General features: G+C 43.6%; 8 protein-coding genes. 2 read left to right on the top strand and 6 right to left on the bottom strand.

Annotation, left to right across the window (positions count from 1 at the left end; genetic code table 11):
• Window positions 1–2: 2 nt before the first annotated feature.
• The 5 genes from HMPREF9447_RS13115 to HMPREF9447_RS13095 all read right to left on the bottom strand — a co-directional run bounded on the left by HMPREF9447_RS13115 (window position 3) and on the right by HMPREF9447_RS13095 (window position 11007).
• Entirely contained in the window at window positions 3–2216 is a 2214-nt protein-coding gene (locus tag HMPREF9447_RS13115) for a glycoside hydrolase family 76 protein (protein ID WP_009130227.1), read from the bottom strand.
• A gap of 92 nt (window positions 2217–2308) precedes the next feature.
• Window positions 2309–3064 carry a DUF3823 domain-containing protein gene (locus tag HMPREF9447_RS13110; RefSeq protein WP_009130226.1) on the bottom strand — a complete coding sequence of 252 codons (756 nt, stop codon included), beginning with the start codon at window positions 3062–3064 and terminating at the stop codon, window positions 2309–2311.
• 24 nt (window positions 3065–3088) lie between these two features.
• The gene (locus HMPREF9447_RS13105; RefSeq protein ID WP_009130225.1) at window positions 3089–5029 is read right to left on the bottom strand and encodes a RagB/SusD family nutrient uptake outer membrane protein; all 1941 of its coding nucleotides are present in this window, start codon (window positions 5027–5029) and stop codon (window positions 3089–3091) included.
• A gap of 11 nt (window positions 5030–5040) precedes the next feature.
• The gene (locus tag HMPREF9447_RS13100; protein WP_009130224.1) at window positions 5041–8295 is read right to left on the bottom strand and encodes a SusC/RagA family TonB-linked outer membrane protein; all 3255 of its coding nucleotides are present in this window, start codon (window positions 8293–8295) and stop codon (window positions 5041–5043) included.
• Between the two features lie 177 nt (window positions 8296–8472).
• A complete protein-coding gene (locus HMPREF9447_RS13095) occupies window positions 8473–11007 on the bottom strand; it encodes a hypothetical protein (protein WP_009130223.1) in 2535 nt (844 codons plus the stop codon).
• 461 nt (window positions 11008–11468) lie between these two features.
• On the opposite strand from HMPREF9447_RS13095, the gene HMPREF9447_RS13085 reads away from it, so the two are divergent.
• Together HMPREF9447_RS13085 and HMPREF9447_RS13080 are read left to right on the top strand one after the other, a co-directional pair.
• The gene (locus tag HMPREF9447_RS13085) at window positions 11469–12527 is read left to right on the top strand and encodes a glycoside hydrolase family 2 TIM barrel-domain containing protein (protein WP_244267613.1); all 1059 of its coding nucleotides are present in this window, start codon (window positions 11469–11471) and stop codon (window positions 12525–12527) included.
• Between the two features lies 1 nt (window position 12528).
• On the top strand, window positions 12529–14076 hold the full coding sequence (locus HMPREF9447_RS13080; protein ID WP_009130221.1) for an alpha-N-arabinofuranosidase: 1548 nt from the start codon (window positions 12529–12531) through the stop codon (window positions 14074–14076).
• A 92-nt stretch (window positions 14077–14168) separates the two neighbouring features.
• Here the strand turns inward: HMPREF9447_RS13080 and HMPREF9447_RS13075 are convergent, their stop codons facing one another.
• The gene (locus HMPREF9447_RS13075; protein WP_009130220.1) at window positions 14169–18161 is read right to left on the bottom strand and encodes a hybrid sensor histidine kinase/response regulator transcription factor; all 3993 of its coding nucleotides are present in this window, start codon (window positions 18159–18161) and stop codon (window positions 14169–14171) included.
• Between the last annotated feature and the right edge of the window lie 300 nt (window positions 18162–18461).

Genomic DNA, 18461 nt, shown 5'->3' with positions numbered 1-18461 from the left:
TTTTATTCTTTTTCCAAACCTTGTGTACGCGCATAACGCTCTATCATCTCCTGCCGTTTCTTCATCGGCCACTGTTCTATGACGTCGATGTCCCATTCACCGAATGCATCCATGAAGCGGTGCATAGGTTCTAGGATGGAAGCCTGATTCCAGGGAAGCTGCTGGCGCACGCTATGTCCACGGTTGGATTGCGGGTTGAAGCATTCCGTCAGCAAACCTCTGTAACGGTAGCGCATGTCACCATCCAGGTCCATGATGGAGAGGGTGTTGTTCTGGATTATTTTTGCCATTTCAAGGAAATGGGTATCTCTTGTCAGAAGGTACAGGCGGTAGTATTGGAAGGAGGAGAAAGCCAGTCCATTGTCTATGGCTGAATGCCCGGTAGCAATGAGAGTTTGTCCTACAATACTCACGTCTTTAGGAAAATCGGTCAATGTATCGTTGGCAGCCATCGGTACATGGTAGGCAAACATAAAGGTTTCCGTATAGCGGGCAGCCTGTATGGCAGCCTCTTTCCACTTGGCATCACCAGTGGCATCATAAAGTGCCAGGAAGGCGTAAATGGCCATTTGACCGGATTCACGGTCCTTCACGTTGGGGTTATCAATCACTCCGCCTACATAGAGGTAGTCGTGGTGGATAAAGTCATAACTGAATTCACCTGCTTTCAGGGCAGCGTCCAGATATTGTTTATCTTGTGTAGCGGAATAAAGTTCTATGAGGAAGCGAATGATATTGGTTGTGGTATATTTGCTGTCATGGGTGGGCTTTCCGGTTCTCCAGTCATAACGGAGGTAGAAGCTGCCGTCCTTTTCCTGAGTCCGTATCAACCAGCCGGCAAAGTTCTTGCAGTAGGCGAGCCACTCAGGTTTATCAATGCCATGTTTCCGCATGGTGTTCCATGCACCCATCATGCCTTCCATGCCTCCGCCGGTGACACGCATGTAGGCTTCATAGTCGCGCCAGGTTGCCTTCCGATCTACATAAGCATCCGCCCAGGGGCGCACTATGCCGCTTTCGAGTTGGGAGTTGTTCACCCAGAAGTCAACCACTTCCGAGGCTTTGCGGACATACTCTTTATTATCTGTTTCCAGTCCTTTCCGCAACAGGAAGTAAGCATTAGAAATCTGGAAGCCGATGAAGCCCATCTGATAGTTATAGGCACGAGCTATACCGTTGGGCAGGTAGACGGAGAAAGGCCAGCCTGGTGCACCATTCAGGTTCAACAGGTAGGCATCCAGCACTTCGATACTGGCTTCGTAGGCGTCTTTTACGTCTACTTTATGTACAGCAGGGGTATATTTATTCCAAGCTTGCTTCCATACGGTTTCCACCAGGTCGGGGAAGTCCTTTGTCTGGTTGAAGCCAAAAGTCAGGCTATAGACATGTTTTATCCCGGCTTTCACAGGATGGCTGCGATAGGCGAAGCCTTTTCTTTTCTGTTCGGGGAGGCGCCCTACATAAGTGGTTTCTCCCTCAATTCCGGGGAATACAAAGAGAATAGAGTGCGAGTCTGTCTCCGTGAAACCCAGGCTACCGAATTGCATACGTTCATCCACAATTCTGTTTACTCCGTTTTCGCCATAGAAAGTTTCAGGATTAGCATTGAGGTGTATCATATCAATAGCTAATCCGGAAGCCTTCTCACGGGCAGATACCAATGGCAAGGGCAAACGGTCTTCGCGGAAATAGAAGTAATTATCGGTATAGTCGCTGGCAAGTGAGCCGCGTCTGAGGCTTTCGTTGTTCCTGTACCAGATACCCGGAACAAAGAACTCGAAATCGTTTATTTGTGTTTTACGTTGCAGGGTCAGTCCGAAATAAGAGTTGAAGTAATCGTCTCCTTTTCCGGTTTTGTCAATCGTCACCTCCCTATCTATGCGAAAATGGTTCTCTGCATCGGGGGTGAACACATCTTTTACATGAAATACGGTTCCATGAGTTGACTTTAACTTTGCGACACAGACCAGTGATCCTTTTTCTTCCTTCACAGAAGAATAGTAACCGTTCAACGTTTCCGCATTCACTTCCAATGTAACTACATAAGGAGCGTTTAAACTCAAATAATGGGCGTCATCAGTTTGCAAGCTCAGGCGTTTTCCGTCTTTGGCTATGGACAGACCGGTATCGCCACTCTGCAATACATATTCTTTTTCAGCAGCCAGGGAAAGCTGGACGGATAAGAGAAAACTGATTAGTATAAATAGATATTTCATGCTTTAGATATTATCAGAGATATAATAAATAATTGAGTTGAAAAGACTCTGCCGGTACAAACCGACAGAGTCTTCATATCAAAATATAGAGTTTACTCTACCGGCAGGTTTTCTATCTTCTGTATTGTTGAGAAGAGGAAATACTGGTTCATTCCCTCCAGTTCGATAGCTACGCGATAGAAAGCATAAGTACGGTAGTTATCTACGTAGTTTTCCTTCTTACGATACTCAGATAATGGAATATATACTTGCAAGGTAGTATCATCGATGTATTCCACATCGCTACTGCGTGTACACTTGATGCCACTATTCACCAAAGAACTTGTGCTCAGCCAAATACGGGTCTTTACAATCTTCGGAGCTGCCTTCACCGTATTGGTCATCTTTTCGATGTTGAAAGTAGCGACGATGTTGCCGTTCTTCAGTTCAGCCTTCAGGTTCTTCAATTTATAGTACGGACGCACTTCAAAGTCTCTTGTAACATTCGAGTTAAAATGATAGGCAATGGAGTCATAACCTTTACCTGCACCCAGTGATTCAAAATCAGGAAGTTCAAAAGGCAATGTTTCATTTACCAGTGTCATTTTATACTCTGCATCGAAGAAGAGTTGCTGGTAGTGTCCTTGATCATCGACACGTATCCCCGTGCCGCCGCCGTCCACTTTACCATAACCTTTCTGGAAGACTCTTAATAGTCCTTTATTCGAATCAAAAGGGAAGTTCTCACCGTCACATTTCAACTGACCGCTGAAAACATAAGACGGAGCATCATAATTATCATATTCGCAGGATGTCATAACAAAACCCAATACGACAAATGCTGCTGCAATTATAGATTTTAGTTTCATTGTTTTTAAGCTTTAGTTGGTAAATTAATGGTTAGGATTCTTCTCAATATTCGGGTTACCTTCATTCATCGGATATCCATTATAATACATCTTTTTATCGAAATATAAAATAGCATTATTGGCTCTGTTATGAGCTTTCATCTTCCGATAAATCCACTTACCATCTTCGGGCGTGCCCGGAGCATAAATCTTATACGGCCACAACACATAGATAGTAGCATTCTTATTAGCCTGATCATTGTACCACACTTCATCGGCAATTCTCCAACGCTTCAAGTCCTCATAACGATGATCTTCTAGTGCCAATTCCACACGTCTTTCGTTTACGATACGATCGAATGTCAGTTCGTTCTCAGTCAATTTGAACACATCGCCACCTGCACGCTGGCGTACACGGTTGATATAATCCAATGCCAGAGTCTTAGTAGGACGGCCATTGTAGCTAGCTACTCCCAGTTCATTCAGATAGAAGGCAGCCTCAGCAGCATTCAGCAAAGCCTCGCCAAAACGGAATACGATATAAGGAACAGAACTGTTACCGTTCATTTCACTTCCGGTGGCAGTATCAACAAACTTTCTCAACAAGAAACCTGAATGGGAAATATACCAGTTACTACTACCATCGTCTCCACGAAGCGGTCCGTCTTCTCCGGTCACTTTCTGACCTTCATACATCCGGTTGTCAACCTCCAAAATGGTACGCGCAACCTCAAACTTATAACCATCGGCGGTAGGAATAGCCAAACCTGCTTGAAGATCGACAGGAACCCCTCTAAATGAGCTTCCCGGATAAAGTACCGTACCAGCCAAACGAGGATCACGACCTGCAAAAATATCTTCCGGTTTATTGTACAGGTTATATTGGTAAGTAGACGTATACACATCCATGTCCTCTATTACTTCATCACCCACATAGGCATCTATTTCTTTCGCTTCGTGAGTATTGAGCATCTCATAATCATTTACCAGATTTAATACTGGATTAACCTCACAACCTGCCTTATTATTCGAAACACGTATTAACTTACGTGTAAGGGCACGGGTAGTAAAGTTATTCTTCACATTTACTCCGTCATAGGCCTTACAGAGAATTAATTCCGGGTTTTCAGCATGTTTAGCAATAAATGCTTCTGCATAGTTGGTGGCTAAATCCGCCTGTTTCTGATAGAGTTGATAGCCCATAGCTTCCAATTCGGCACAAGCATCCAAACAAGCCTTCAGATAACCTTCAGCTTTGTTTTTCTCAATACCCGTAGCACCACTCGACAAGTTCAAAGTCTTGGTAGCACTCTTATCATAATTGTATGCTAAAGTTCCAGCGTATAAAGCTGCACGACACTTCAGGGCCATAGCGGCACCTTTGGTAGCACGAGTCTTAACCCGGGCAGTTCCGAAATCCTCTTTTACGGCATCCATCTCACTGATGATGAAATCGTAAATTTCCGATTCCTTATTTCTGGATACAGCCAATGGTGTCGGATCGTCCATATATTCTGTTACCTCAGTAACCAAAGGCACACCACCGTACTGGATGACCATCTTAAAATAAGTATAAGCTCTCAGATAACGGGCTTCCGCCTGGAAATACTTCAACTTATCAGCAGCAATCGAACCGGCAGACACCGTATTCAGATTGCGAATATGGAGATTCAACTCACGGATAAAACCATAATCATAATAGTTTCTGTAATCGGTTCCCACATTTCCCGCAAATGCCCAATACTGACTGTTATTAGATGCTTCATCCCAACGGGTAAGATCATAAGTATCGCCATCAGTACCAAAATCCTGCCAGTATTTCATGCGGCTATACAGATTGGAAACAATACTTGTAATACCAACCTCCGATGTATAGGCCTGTTTTTCTGTGAAAGACATCTTGTTCTCCTGTTCCAGCCAACTGTCGCAAGAGGAGAAAAGCAATAAGCCTGATAATAATGCTATTGATAATCTATTTTTTTTCATGTTACGTTCAATTAAAAGGTTACGTTTACTCCAACTGTGTACACTTTGTGCTGCGGATAGTCGAATCCGGTAACAGAAGAGATTTCAGGGTCGAAACCGAAGTCATTCAAGCTATCCCAGCAAAGCAGATTAGAACCTTCAAAGTAAACTCTGAGCTTCTGTATTAAAGCCTTCTTTGTCCACTTAACAGGCAATGTATAGCCTACCACTAAGTTGCGCAGACGCAAATAGTTGATTTCCTTTGCATAAAAGTCGTTCCAGTCTCTGATAGAAGGATTATTGCTGCGAACAGCGGGGAACTTACCGGGTTTCCAAGCAGACTTCGTATCGAAAATGTCCTCATGCTGCCAAGAATCTACCACGTTATATACATATCCCATCTGGTCAGTACCGATACCATACTTCACATGCCAGTCACCGATAAATGTATTCATGAAACCACCGGCAAAGTCGGCTGCAAAGTCGATACCTTTATATTCGAAACCTAAGTTGATACCCATTGAAAGCAAAGGATTCTTGTTGGCATTGCCGTTATCCCAATCATAGTCGGTAGCTGCATAACCCAAAGGACGTTTATCGTAGTCATCAATCAAACCGTCACCATTGACATCCCTGAAGATTAAGTCACCCGGACGCAGGTTCACGTTGTTGGCACCATCAATGTTCACCGGATAGTTATCAATTTCTTCCTGAGTCTGGAACACACCTATAGTTTCCCACATCCATACAGCACCATTCTTCACGTTAGACCAGCGATTAGCTTGTCCCCAACGGTATTGATCCCATCCATTCAGGAACATTTCACCATAGTTATTAATCGTCTTCTGGCGAGCTAAAGTCAAATTCACACCTACAAAGTAGTTGAAATCGTTAACGCGATCGTTCCATTTCACCATACCATCAATACCACTTACCTGATCGGAGTTCAGATTCCGTTTCTGTGCGCCATAACCGGCTTCATACGGATAGATCACATCAATCGGTTCAGCAGGAATGCCACTTCTTTTTCTCTTAAAGAAGTCCACTTCCAGTTTCAGACGGTCGTTCAGGAAGCCCATATCGAAACCAACATTCAGCATGGAAATCTTCATCCAGGAAAGTCCGGTCTGAGGAATTCCATTAGAGGTAGTACCTGTGCTATAGATATCTCCACCATTACCCAGAGGATTACTGCTTATGATAGATCCTGACTTTCCAAATGTATAACCGGGCAGATAAGCAAAGTCTACATAACTACTATTAAAGTTTTTAGCCATGTCATCACCCATCTCACCATAAGAAGCTCTCAGCTTGATACTGGATATCCAATCAGCCACCTTAGAATCTTTGTAGAATTCTTCTTCAGACAGACGCCATGCACCGGAAACTGACGGGAAGAAACCCCATTGATTGCCCGGCAAGAAACGCCAGGAAGCATCATAACGACCAGCAAAGTCAATGATGTATTTTTCTTTATAAGAATAGCCTGCACGGAAAATGAAACTAGCCGTAGTAATGGTACGTAGATATTCTTTCACATCATTATTAGCATTCTTCGTAATTACGTCTACGAATGGATTCTCTACCGGGCTCTGATATACATTTAATTCTTTCCGGTCTTCTTTAAAGAACTCGAAACCGGCAACAGCTGTCACATGATGATTCTTAGCAAAAACATGATCGTAATTCAAAGTAAACTGCCCCATCATTTCAACTTTCTGGTTCGTAATCTTTCCACGATAAGTATCTGTTTTTGTAGAGGCTACTTTGTACTCCTGCGTTGCAGCATCATATCTATATTCATTCCAACTTTTCTCATTATCTTCCTGACGCATGTGTTCATAATAGTAAGACAGCAAACCTTTAGCAGTCAGTCCTGGAAGCGGTGTCTGGTATTCCAAGTTTGCACTGAGCTGAATCGTACGGAAGTCTTTCTGGTGCTTACCAGCATTGTCTATCGTATAAGCAGCCATATTGCGGGCACCATCATGGGTCGGGCTGATGTAATTCAGATAATCCGGATTATCATTAGCATAAGGGCGCATAGTCGGAATCAGGTTGAAGATAGAATTACGCATCTGGAAGTAGTCATCACCACCCGGAAGTGCCGGATTGACATTCTGTTCTATCTTACCCAAGGTCTGAAAACCAACCTTGAATTTATCAGTCAATTGCATATTGAAGTTGGCCTGCAGGTTCGTACGGTTATAGTTATATTCTTTGAATACTGCATCCTGATCGATATGTCCTACTGAAATATAATAATCGGTTTTCTCCGTACCACCGCTAATGTTAGCATTTACATAATACTGGGGAGCAGAATTGCTCACAAAGTTACCTTTCCAGTCGTAGCCTCGGTAGTCTTCACCCGTAGACGGATTATAATATCCTGTTCTCCATTTCTCCAGGTCAGCTTTGGCATTTGCAATGTTATCGGCTCCTGTCAAATTACCATCATTGGCTTGCTTCATGTAGTTACCCCATTTCCATTGATAAGCATTTAGTAGTTCAGGATATTTAGTCCATCCTTGCCAGCCCATGTGTGCATTCAAGTTTATCTGAGGCTTCTGCCCTTTCTTACCGGTCTTCGTAGTAATCAATACAACACCATTGGCAGCCTTCACACCGTAAATAGCAGCAGCACCGTCCTTCAGGATAGATACATTCTCAATATCATGAATATCCAGAGCATTGAATGCTGTCTCATCTTTCATAATACCGTCGATTACATAAAGAGGAGTACCCATGTTACGAATCTCTAGGTTAGTAGAAGTTCCCGGTTGACCGGACTTCTGACGTGCCGTGATACCGGAAACCTTACCTACCAAAGCATTGGCAGCCGAAGTAGACGTAGAGCGGGACAAATCCTTATTGTTCACAGAACTTACTGCCGCAGCCACTGTAGCTTTTTTCTGCGTAGCATATCCCACTACCACAACTTCATCGAGCAGTTCCGTATCTTCCTTCAGTGTAATGTCAAAATTTCGTTTTCCCTTTACGCTGATCTCTTGTGGTGCATAACCCACAAAAGAGACCATCAAAACAGGATTAGTTCCTTTGAGGGAAAGTGTAAACTTACCATCGAGATCAGTAATCGTTCCGTTGGTAGTTCCTTTCTCCATAATGTTTACTCCAGGCAAAGATTCACCTGTAACATCTTTCACTATACCCGACACACTGATATTTTGTGCCTGAAGCATTGCGGAAGACACTAAAGCAACTAATAATAAGAAGAGATTCTTCCTTCTATTACCAGCCGAGATTAACTCATTTAAAAAGTGCTTCATAAGTTATTATTTAAAATTAAACATAAATTGGTTATCTATTTGTATAATATTGAAAACTGAAAAATGAGAACTTATCTGAAAACTTACTATTTTACCTTAATTATGAATATCTTATTATTATACTTGTTTTAATTGCTATACAACTCCCTCCTTTCCTAGTTCTAAAAAAGTGAATACTCATTTATTTTTATAAACTTTAAATGCTTTTTGTTCTCCTGAAACCGAATGCACATTCAATAGATAAAAACCTGAGAAAGCTCCATACATCGGAAATGTGTATTGTTCATCTGTTACCTTTATGTCTTCGGCCCATAACCGTCTACCGGCCAAATCTGTCAATTCTACCTTTGAAATTTCTTCCTTGCCTTTGTTTATCAGAAAAAGCTGATCGCCTGAAATATAGGCTGAAAATGAATTTTTGTCGATTGTTCCGATCCCAGTCTCCGGGTCTTGCCCATAATCGGAAGACTGATACAGCGAGTATCTATTATTCAACTCCTGTACTTTTGATTTAGGCATTGCTTCCACTTCTTCCAAATCATAAGTGCCAAAGGCATCCTTAAAACGAATCATCGGATCTAAGTGAGCAGCAAAATTCCAAGTCAATGCCTCCATGATAGAATTCATCCTTCGTCCTGCACCACCGGTTACTCTCACTTGAAAAGCTTCTTGTTGCAAGCCTTCAGGTTGTCCAGGATAAAGTTCCTGTCCCAGATTCATAGATTGCTTGGTGTTGTGGGCACTGATACGTGCAACATGAAGATAGTGTTCCTTACCCGTCAACAAGTACAAACGATAGTACACGAATGAAGACCAGGCAAAACCTAAATCAGTAGCCGAATGACCGATGGCAATAATATGCTGTCCGACGATGCTTCTATCTTTGGGCCAATCTGTTTTTGCTGTCTGATCTTTTTCTACAGGTACCTCGAACATATAGCTCCAGCTTTCAGTGTAGGTAGCCGCTTGCTCTGCAGCAGCCAGCCACTTGGGGTCCTTTGTTAGATCATAAATAGCAAGGAAACCATTAATGGCTTGCTGGCCGGATTCACTATCGATAGTCTGCGGATTGTCTACTACACAAGCCACATACAGATATTTTTCATGAATGTTGGCATAAGAAAACTCGGCAGCTTTCAAGGCAGCAGTTTTGTAGCGTTCGTCATTGGTAGCGATGTACAGCTCCACTAGGTAACGGACAGCACAAATAGTGAGGAACTTATTCTGATTGCCTGCCGGATGCCTACCGTTCACGACTTTGAAAGGATTGTATTCCAGATAATAGCTGCCGTCAGCATTCTGATTGGTTACCAAGAAGTCACCGAACTTCTTGCTAGCAGCCAGCCATGAAGGAATATCTATTCCGTTACGTTTGGCATAACACCATGCATTCAGCAATCCCACCATTCCGTTGCAAGCTTGGCGCATGGAGGTCAGCGCCCAATCATCCCATGTACCCCACAAAGCGGCATAACGCGTCTTGGGAAGTCCTAATTCTGATAAGCTTTCGGAAGCCCACAAGTTCAGCACATTGGTTCCTCTTACCTTATATTCTTCGTTACCAGTCTCCACCCCCGCACGAAACAATGCATAACCGGCTACTGGCTGCGAACCTACAAAACCTATCTCATAGGTATTCTTATTTAAAGAAAAATCTGTCAGCTTTACGCTCCAAGGGAATCCGGGACCCTTCACATCTTTATCAACCGAAGAGTCCAGATAGTAATGGTTGACAGTTTCAATCAATCCCTGATAAGCAGAAGTCAGGTTGACATCGTAAATCTTCGGATTATATAGATTGAAAGCCAGCTCCCATGCCTCATTTACGGCAGTGGCATAGTCGGAAGTCTTATCTATCTTGAAATATACATTATAAGCATGTTTATCAAACCCCTTCGTTATGGGATGCATGCGTCTACCCAATCCGCCGGTGCGCAAGTCTGACCCCGGATAAGTAACTACAGCAGCAAAAGTATCGGACTTCTTCCAGTTGACAACACCTACACCACCAAACTGATACTCCTCATCAGTTACAACACCACGTGAGTCATTCAGCACAGTTTCACATTTAGAGTCTTTATGTACTAAAGTGAAAGTCAATCCACTTGCTTTTTCGCGCATCATCACTACCGGAAGCGGAATACGGTCTTCTCTATAGAGGAAATTCAAATCGGTAGCTACCGGAATACCGGAAGGGATATTCCCTTCTTTCTCGAAGTTACCTTTGTACCAAACGGCGGGAATGAAGTACTCACTATTTGCCAGAACATCTTTCGGAGCAAACTGCAATCCAAAGGATGAAGAGAAACCTTCATCATAAGAATTAGCTCCCAATTCAACCACCTTCACATTCCGTTTCAGTTCAAATTCTCCATTTCCTTTTGCAGTATATGCATCATTTATTTCGAAAACAGTAGTCCGGGGAGCAGCAACCAGCTTTGCCGTTAACTCTACTTTACCGTCTGCCTTCGTATAGGAGGTATAAGTGGGATAAAAAGTATTCATCTTAACATCAATCATCAGGGCAGGATTCATATCAGTACCTGCATTGAATTCTTTGCCATATGCAGAAAAGGTCACATTATAAGTGTTATCTTTCTGCCGGGTAACATTCAGTGTAACGTCACCGGATGCCAGAGACACTTCTTGTGAGAAAACAAAAGAGCTTTGAAACAAGCAACTTAATAAGAAAAGAAGATTCAGCGTTTTCATAATAGTATTTCGATTACGATGTAACATTCGTTTTTGATGATGCAAATCTAACGTGAAATACGATAATAAACTGTCCCTGCCGTTCCAAAAAATTGCTCTAATTTGTCTATTTGCAAAACAGGCCCGAAACAGTTTCTGAAAGGGGATAAGAGGCAATGCGCTCTATTCTTCCAAAAAAGTGCTGTTTCTATCCAAACAAGGAAATACGGGGATTATATCGGTTTATTCCGAAACAGTTTTGAACCAGGAGAAGTAAGATAGTATTGGTTATCATTGTGATATATAGCACAACCACCTTATCCCCCCTATAATCCTCCCACCTCTTTTCTTCCTTTCCACCCCAGACTTCCCATCTCCCGCCAAATTGGTTAAATGGTGTTGTTTTCTGAAAGACTGGCGTCATCCGAAAAAGAAAGTTTCACCTACATTTGCACCGAACTTAAATATATAATATCATGAATATGCGACGATTATTAATCTGCGTATGCGTGGCACTCACCACCACTATTTCCGCTTTTGCCCAAGGCAAAGTATGGAGCGCAGAACAAGCCCGCCAATGGGGCGAAGAGAATCCATGGTACTGCGGTGTGAATTACATTCCTGCCGACGCCATCAATTACACTGCCATGTGGGATAAAACCTCCTTCTCACCCAAAGTAATAGAGAAAGAGATGAAGTTAATGAAAAGCCTCGGCATGAACTGCGCACGCGTCGTGATGCAATACGCAGTATATGAGGAAGACCCGGCGTACTTCATACGCACTCTCGACCGCTTCCTCAGCATTTGCAGCAAATACGATGTAAAAGTAATGCCTATCTTCTTCGACGACTGTGCTTTCGGCGTCAATACAGATCCCAAAGTGGGCAAACAACCCGAACCGCTGGAAGGCTGGTATGCCTGGGCCTGGTCTCCATCACCCGGCTATTCGATGGTAGTGGACGAACGTACCCACAGCAAACTGGAGAAGTATGTAAAAGAAGTCATGACCCGCTTCAAGGACGACCCACGCATCTTTGTCTGGGATTTATACAACGAACCCACCAATACCACCATGCCCGAAAGAAGCTGGCCTTTACTTCGCAAAGTCTTCACCTGGGCACGTGAGGTTAACCCCACACAACCCATCACATCAGGCTTATGGAACGGCAACAAAGAGTTGAACGACTTCCTGACTGCCAACTCGGACATCATCACCTTCCACTGCTATGCCTCTAAAGAAGAAACTGAGAAAACCATGAAAGAGCATCTCAAAGCAGGCCGTCCCACCATCTGCACGGAATGGATGAATCGCGTGGCGCACTCCACCATTCCGGAAATCCTCCCTATGTTTAAGGAAGCAAATGTAGGCAGTATGATATGGGGACTGGTGAATGGGAAGACACAAACCCACCTGTGCTGGGGACACCGCCCGGAACAGTTGCCCTATACCGGAGCATGGCAACATGACATCTATAAAGGAGACTATACCCCATACTCCACTCAAGAAATAGAAGTAATCAAAAAAACAACAAACCAATAGTATGAAAACACTCCTCTTAACCCTTGCATTAGCAACTTCCGCCCCGTTATGGGCGCAAAACGAGCAAGCTGTCATTACCATTCAGGCCGACCAGCCCCGGCAGACCATCAGTAAACACATCTACGGACACTTTGCCGAGCATTTGGGGCGTTGTATCTACGACGGTTTCTGGGTAGATCCAGCAATGAACGTCAACAAAGACGGGCGCATCCGAATGGATATTGTGGATGCTCTGCGTGATATTAATATACCCAACCTCCGCTGGCCCGGTGGTTGTTATGCCGACGAGTATCAGTGGCGCGACGGCATCGGTGACCCGGCCAAACGCCCCGTAACCCTCAACAGCCATTGGGGTGGAGTTACCGAAGATAACAGCTTCGGTACGGACGAATTCATGAAGCTATGTAATTTACTCGGTTGCGAACCATATCTATCAGCCAATATGGGCACTTCCACTCCTAAGGACCTGCGCGACTGGATTGAATATCTCAACTTCGACGGTAAAACGCACCTGACACAACTTCGTGAGCAAAACGGGCATAAAGAACCTTATGGCGTGAGTTTCTTCGGTATCGGAAACGAGAGCTGGGGATGCGGCGGCAACATGACTCCTGAACACTACTCCGAACAATACCGCATTTTTCAGGAGTATGCCCGCAATTACTCCAACCATCCCATTAAGAAAATAGCTTCCGGACCTAACAGTACAGATTACAACTGGATGGAAGTATGCCTGAAAAAAATTCCCCAATATGCATTATGGGGTATTTCATTGCATTACTATACCATTGCCACAGGCAATTGGGGACAAAAGGGTTCTTCTACCGACTTCGATGAAAAAGAATACTTCGGTGGAGTAAAGAACGCATTATACATGGATACTCTATTGAAGAACTACGCTGCCATGATGAATAAATACGACCCGGCCAAAAAGATAGCATTGGTGGTAGATGAATGGGGTATATGGACTGAAGTTGAGCCCGGCACTAATCCTGGCTTCCTGTACCAGCAAAACACGATGCGTGACGCACTGATAGCCGCTTCCACGCTGAATATTTTCAATAACCACTCCGACCGTGTGCGCATGGCCAACCTGGCACAAGCCATCAACGTATTGCAAGCCTTGATTCTGACGGATAAAGAAAAGATACTGCTAACTCCTACATACCATATTTTCAAAATGTATAAAGTGCATCAGGAAGCTAATCTATTGGAGTCTAGCGTCAGCGTCAACGATTACAAGTACGGCACTGAGAGCATTCCGGGAGTCAATGTATCAGCATCCAAAGGTGAAGACGGCAAAATACATGTTTCCGTGGTAAATTTAAACCCCAACAAAGCCGTGCCTGCCAGCGTCATTCTGAATGGCTACAACGCTAAACAAATAAAGGGAGAGCTCCTGACTTCCGCTTCATATACAGATTATAACTCCTTCGACGAACCCGATAAGATTGTAACGAAGGAGTATAAAGGATTCAAAAAGGAAAATGATGGTAAAATCACGATGAAACTACCTCCATTGAGCATCGTTACATTAGAGATACAATAGATTTTCAGATAATTAAGGATACAAAGATTGTTTTTCAACAGCGCAGGTCATTATAAAGGGAACTTTAAAATGACCTGCGTTTCTTTTCACTATCATTGCTTCACATGGCTCTTGGCAAAGTCCTTCGGAAGCACCCCAAACTGTTTCTGGAAACTCTTTGAGAAGTACGACAGGGAACGTATTCCCACTATCATACAGATTTCATTAATACGATACTCCCCTTCCAGCAACAACTCGGCAGCCTTCTTCAGGCGAATAATACGGATGAAGTCACCCGGAGTCAGTTCCGTAATCACCTTTATCTTGCGGTGCAGACTGGTGCGGCTCATGTTCACCTCCCGTGCCAAGTCATCAATATTAAACGTATCATCATCCAGATTCTGCCTGATTATCTCCGTCAGCTTATTCAGGAAGTCTTCATCCGCCTTATTCTGCGCCATACTATTGGTGGCAATATAAGGACTGTTGGCAAAGTTTTGCCGGAGCTTCATGCGACTTTCCAGCAGATTCTTAATCTGAACCAACAGATGAGGCATGGCAAACGGTTTCTCCATATAAGCATCCGCTCCGCTATTCAGCCCTTCTATCTTGTTGTTCAGCGTCGTCTTGGCCGTTAACAGAATAACCGGAATATGGCAAGTCTCAATATTCGATTTAATCTCATTACATAATTCAAGCCCATTCTTCAGCGGCATCATGATGTCCGAAACAATAAGATTCACAATCTGGTCTTTCAACACCTCCATTGCCTCCATCCCATTGTTGGCAGTGAGCACTTTATAGTACTTGCTCAACTGAACAGTCAGGAACGACTGCAACTCCTCATTATCTTCCACCACCAACACAACATCCTTAGCCGAGAATGAATCTTCGAGCACTACCGTCGATACATTGTCTTCATCAGTTATGGGCTCCTCAATCAAGACATCATCCTCAACCTGTTGTGCATCAGCGGATACATTGGTAGGTATTTCCACTACAAAAGCCGTATCCTCAGCCTCTTCATCCAGATACAGCTTTCCGTTGTGCAACTGCACCAGCGATGATGCCAACGTAAGCCCGATACCCGAACCCGGTTGCGTAGGATGAGCTCCTTTCAACTGGAAGAAAGCCTCAAAGATACGTTCGCGCATATCCGGCGGAATAGGCGTACCGTCATTTTTCACCGTAATCCGAAAATAACGTGAATCCTCACTCACCGAAAGTATGGCTTTGATATACGTGGCCGAATACTTCACGGCATTATTAAAGAGATTACTGCACACCTTGGTTATCGCCTCCTCATCCACCAATGCCATGACGTCACGGTCGGGAGCTTCCAGTATCATTTCCAGCTTCTTCCGTTTACCTGTGGGCACAAAGCGGTTGAAGGTATTAGCTACCAGCACATTGATATTCCGCACCTTCAACGACAGCGTAAAAGCTTTGGATTCTATCTTGCGGAAATCGAGCAACTGATTCACCAGCACCAACAGCCGGTCCGTATTCCTCTCCATGGTTATCAGGTTCTCCTTCGTTTCATGCTCATCCGGCTGGGAAGTCAGGATATAGTCCAGCGGAGCTTTGATAAGCGTAATCGGAGTACGTATCTCGTGCGCCACATTGGTGAAGAAGTCTATCTTGGCTTTATAAATCTCTTCCTTCTTCTCCTGTTCCTGATGAGCCATTCTTTCTTCCACCTGCCTCTTCTTCTTCAAGACATACAGACGGATGGCAAAGAAGAAAATACCCATAATCAGGATGGTATACAGCGCATAAGCCCAGGATGTCCGCCATAAAGGAGGAATGATGCTGATGTTGACCGTTGTATTCGTATCACTCCAATCACGTCCATCCTTCGAGTATTTGATATGGAATACATAATCACCGGGCGGTATGCTGTTATATGATATTCTGAATACGTTGTCCACATAGTTCCACTTCTTGTCAATCCCTTCCAGCATATAGGCATACTTCCCGTTTCCTTCAGTCGAATAATTCAGTGCCGAGAAGCTAAAGCTGAAGGTGGCCTGGTCATAGTTCAGGTTGATGGCATTCGCATAAGGGATCGCCTGGTCCAGCACTTTATCGGTAGCCTCTCCTTTTACCTCCTGATTGAAGATATAAAAGCCTGTCAGCACCACGGAATACCTGTTTTCATTGGGATGGAAGTTCTTGGGATTGAAGGCTACAAATCCGTCTATGCTGCCGAAATAAAGAGTTCCGTCTTCCGTCTTTATACCGGAATTGTAATTAAACTGTTTACTCCGCAACCCATTGGGAAGATTGTATAATGCCTCTACACTCATCGTCTCAGGATTAAAGCTTACCAATCCGTTGCTGGTACTTAACCAGAAGCGTTGGTTATCATCCTCCAGTATCTTATAAACCACATTGCTGGGAAGTCCTTGCTTGGTGGTGATGCGTGTAAAAGTTCCATCGTTCTCATTGTAGCGGCAGAAGCCATTGTCTTCGGAAGCAAACCACAAGCGCTGTTTACTGTCCTGAAACACGCACGTGATGCGGTCGTAACAAAGACTGTTAGGATTCTCCACATCATAGCGGAAACGCTTTATCTCCTTCGTATCAGGGTTATACCTGATGACTCCGATATTGTAGGTCGTGAACCAGATGCACCCGTTTACATCCTCCAGTATATCACTGATGAACGTGCCGCTCATAGGTTCGAACTTCCTGAAACCGTCTATCTCGGGAACGTATGTATAAAGCTCGGTAGTGGAGCTCACCCAGGTCGTATTCCGGCTGTCGGTATAGATGGCAAAGATATCGTTATTGAGTATGGAGTTGGGCATCCCGTCCTTTTCGTAATGTTTGCAACGGTTGGTTTTCAGGTCGAGCACATCCACTCCTTTGGTGAATGTACCGATCCATAGCTTATCTCCTGCCAGATTCAGGCACTGAATATTACTGAAAGAGATATTCACTGGCCTGGTTCTCTCGGAGATATGGGTGAAGAGACCGGTATGCGTATCATAATAATTCAATCCATTGTCTTCAGTAGCAATCCACAAGTTTCCTTTTTTGTCGCTCACAAACTCCCTCACCCTGTATCCGCTGATGGAGTTTTTGTAAGCTATAGGATAGAAGTTCTCAAAATAAGAATATTGCTTAGGGATATAGTCTACACCGCCAAAGTAGCTCCCTATCCAGATTCCACCTTCCTTATCCTTGCAGATGGCATAGATGGCATTGTTGGAAATAGATAAGTCATTGTAGTCTTCATGGATGATGTGTTGCATCGTACCATCCTTCAATACATAAATCCCACTCTCGGCGCCTATCCAATATTCATCCTTTGAAATCTCTTCAATATGGCGCACGTATACGTCGGAGTTCAGCGATTCATCAATCAGTAGCTTCTCCTGATCACCGGTTTCTTTATTAATAAGGAACAAGCCTTTATCCCTGGTTCCAAACAATATATACTTATCCTTATATCCGCAGATAACGGTAGGGAGGTTATTGTTATGAGCCAGATAAGTCGTTTTATCAGCTCCTATATCATACTTGATGACTCCTATATTGGGAAAACCAAGATAAGCCACCCCGTCATCATCCACAAACAGTGCCCAGGGGGAATAATCCGTATAAGGGGCAAACTTCTCCTTCAGGTTATATAGTTTATCCTCCGACGGCTTGTAAAGAAACAATCCTTCGCCCGAAAGTATCCAGACTCTATCTGCCTTATCTATAAAAATCTTATTGATATAGCCTTCCACTTTCTCATTCCTATCCGTCTGCTTATTGAAGTTCGAAAAAGTTTCTGTGAAGGGATTGTAGAGCGAGACTCCCTTATCGGTGGCAATCCACAGCGTTTTCTCCTTGTCCTCAGTAATGCAATATATCATACTGTTCCGGAGCTCGGTGAGCGAGTCTCCACGCTGGTAAATCTTAAATTCGTGCCCGTCGAACCTGTTCAAACCATTCTTGGTTCCTATCCACATAAAACCCTTACTATCCTGAAACAAGCTCATCACCGTATTATGCGACAAGCCCGAATTATTATTATAATGCTTAATCTGTTGTGACCAAAGCCCCCCGGAACAGAATAAGCAGAAGAACAGCATTAGTATTACTTTTCTCATAAGAATATGTTTTTCATTAGTTCTAATCAGTACTATCCATTGCCATTCAAAAATGAATGAATCCTACCAACAGGTAATCGGCACAAATTTATGAATTAAAATCATTTCCCCTATAAATCAAGCTCAGAATAAAGGTTGAAAGGGGTATTCTGGCAGAAAAACACTAAAAATGACAGAATAGTGTCTTTTCATTCCTACCCCAACCCCCTTAGGAATATACAGAATGAATGAAAAGTGTCATTTTTTGGTTTTGTATTGCCAAGGCTTTGAGCTAATCTTCAGTATGTTTGCAATCGGCAG

Source organism: Bacteroides oleiciplenus YIT 12058 (genome assembly GCF_000315485.1).
In the GTDB taxonomy this organism is placed as follows: Bacteria; Bacteroidota; Bacteroidia; order Bacteroidales; family Bacteroidaceae; genus Bacteroides; species Bacteroides oleiciplenus.
This window is presented reverse-complemented; position numbering and strand designations above follow the sequence as displayed.